The 2,831-nt window shown below is 39.1% G+C and carries 3 protein-coding genes; all 3 read right to left on the minus strand.

The features are described from left to right. Window positions 1-203: 203 nt before the first annotated feature. The 3 genes from L2748_RS23390 to L2748_RS23400 all read right to left on the minus strand — a co-directional run bounded on the left by L2748_RS23390 (window position 204) and on the right by L2748_RS23400 (window position 2,663). Entirely contained in the window at window positions 204-851 is a 648-nt protein-coding gene (locus L2748_RS23390) for a CbrC family protein (protein ID WP_246616297.1), read from the minus strand. Then, the gene (locus tag L2748_RS23395; protein WP_220783520.1) at window positions 841-1,251 is read right to left on the minus strand and encodes a hypothetical protein; all 411 of its coding nucleotides are present in this window, start codon (window positions 1,249-1,251) and stop codon (window positions 841-843) included. The genes L2748_RS23390 and L2748_RS23395 overlap by 11 nt, the downstream gene beginning before the upstream one ends. 539 nt (window positions 1,252-1,790) lie before the next feature. Then, complete coding sequence (locus L2748_RS23400; RefSeq protein WP_220783519.1) at window positions 1,791-2,663, minus strand: restriction endonuclease; 873 nt, start codon at window positions 2,661-2,663, stop codon at window positions 1,791-1,793. Window positions 2,664-2,831: the final 168 nt, after the last annotated feature.

Genomic DNA, 2,831 nt, shown 5'->3' on the forward strand with positions numbered 1-2,831 from the left:
GACTATCTTAAGAAAGCGGGTTCACTATTGTAATAAATAGCTAACCAGAGAATTTAGGTTAGGTGTTCTAAGTGAACCGCCCTCGGCTCTGGCATCCTGCTTCGTCCTACCTCCTAAATCCATTTAGTCGTGTGCGGAGCCGCATGCAGGGTGGTGTGGGGGCTGGAGGTTAGATACCTCCGGCTACCCGATTAATTGGCCAGTTACGTATAATCCATATAGAAGACTATTTCCTGACATTCCGTACATTTGAATTTATATACCGATGGTTGCCCACCTTTTTCATAATGTTGGATTATCTTCGGCCAAACTTCAGGATCAACCATTTCTTTCGTCAGAAATGTATCTAACTCATCACCAGCGAGACACTCTAAATCCTCTTTTTCAGCGTCACCGTGAAACTCACAGGCAGTTCCGCAATGAACTTGCCATATCTCCTGTTGCCACGACGGATAACCAGGTGTCCTTTCACAGACTTCAAAAACAACTGCAAGATCAACGCCCTCTTTAATCAAAGGGTAATCATCAGAAAATGAACCATTGTATTTTGTAGCAGCAGAACCATCAGCTATGCACCACGGACAAATAGATTTCACATCTTGTGCTGTATAAAAACTTGAAGTGTAGATATACCCTTTAGCTTTGCTGCAACATTCGCAAATATCATCGCTTTTTTCAAAAACACCCGTCGCTATTGGGTCTGGATAATACTTAAATTTCGGGAGTTCCATTTTTCTACCATAGTAAGTTAACGCCGTGCTAAACGGCACAAAATGCTTGGCTAAAATTAGCGAAGAATGAGCGCCAGCCAAGCGTTTGACATCATTTTTGATGCGTTTGTTATAAGCCATTTCGATAATATTCAGATATTGATTTTACGGTATTTATTTGGCTTTCACCGCTTGCTTTAGCTAATTCATTTATATGCTGAATTGAACTTTTCAGAGCAGGCGGAGCCTCCGTTGTTTCGGTTGATTCAACTAATCCAAGTAGCAACCACATCGCGCAATCAATTTCACTCGGTTTCTTACAACTATGCAATATATCTAGAGTTGCTGGAATAAGATCAAATGCTATGTAAGGTTTAATCGATTCTTCTACATCATTAAATAAACCATAGGTACACTCATCTTCGGAAACAAGTGGTTCATTCCATTTAGCTATTCTCGTGTGGAAAAGATACGCCAATGATTCTGGGTTACCTTCTAATACAGAATCCAAATATTCATTTCCATATTGGAGAATTTTCACGATGCCCCCGCAGCTTATTATCCAGCGTCTCGGATAAATCCCTGTACTTTTTTAATTTACGTCAAAGCTAGCAACGTAACTCATTGATGTAAAGCAGTTAATCTTGCTGGTGTTAACACATTTGAATTTACCTTCTCCGCAAAGTAATGCAGAACATTTATCGGGTCTCTTGTAAGATTAAAGCGGAAATCTAACTGTATGATAAGCAAGTTCATTATACCTGTATAGGATTACAGTTATTTTAGTTTGCTCTAGGAAGGTGGAGTCGGAAAAATTGAGCTTAAAGAAAAAGGACAGGCATTACTGATGGTGTATGCCAAACCTCTCACACTAGCTTTTCTATAGCCAAAGATTTACTTGTGCCATTTATTATTTTGATTCGTGAGGATGATTTTGGGGCACAAATGCGTTACTTCTCCCCCGTATCAGCCTGCAAAAAATATCAAACTATATTATAAATAACAGACTTTATTATGATTTATCAAACTTTAATATGAACGCACACCTGTGCGGAGCCGCATGCAGGGTGGGGCTGGAGGCTAGACACTTCCGGCTACCCGATTAGCTTTCTCATGCTTCACCTTACCCGCTTTAACAAGTTCTAATATATTTTCTAATTTCCTAATATTTTGTCGCTCACGGTTTTCTGGAGTAAACATTACGCAGAAAAAAATAAAATCTGTAAACTCAATAAACCCTGTATATTCTGATGTTGGGTAATTTTTTATTTTAGCTTTCCGAAGTGTTGTACGTTGCCCTTGACGCTTAATAGTCTGTAAATACTCTATTTTTGCATGAGGATCATTTTCTTTAAAGCTAGAAAGTTGCATTTCTAGCAAATCGTCTAAATCATCACCGTCAGCCTTTCGATCCCAAAATTGAATATACATGAACTCACTCTTATCCATTGCTTTATCAAGAGTTAAACCTTGTTGATAAAGAGTGGCCAGCCAAGCTGGTGTAGTTTGTCCATCTATAACCCAACCAAACGGAGCTGGCACTATGGCAATATTCTCTCCTGCATATGGCAATGCCCCATGGGATTGAAATAGATGAAGATCTTTGAAGTTTAAAATATCTAACTCAACTTCTGATGGACCAAAATGAGCTCTATTGTAAGCCGCTTCGCTAAATCCCTGATTTGATATTAACAATCCTTTATGAGCACCAATATCTTCCAGCATTCCTATGAAGCTCTCTACGGCTTTAACATCAACTTTTTTATTAAAAAATTTTCCGTCAATTACAAGAGTAAAGCGATTTCCTGCTACGTATTGCTCGATTAAAATATCTATTTGTCTGCTAACTTTTGAGTAAATACCTGTTTTTTTTGCGTCTAACGTAATCTCTGCATCAGGGTATTGTTGTTGAAAGTGCTCAAATATTTCTGTTTCATACTGTTTCCAGTTCATAAGCAATACTCTAGAGAAAGCTAACGCCGCACTTTGCGACTGTTTGGAGCGCAGCGGAAAACAGTCCGCCAACAGCGCTTGTGTACGCCCAGCATGGGCATGAACTAATGAGGTGAAAGTCCTCTGTAGGAAGGTCACCGTTCAATAACATGCTGTTATTAAACGTTA

Source organism: Shewanella sairae (assembly GCF_023283535.1).
Lineage (GTDB): Bacteria > Pseudomonadota > Gammaproteobacteria > Enterobacterales > Shewanellaceae > Shewanella > Shewanella sairae.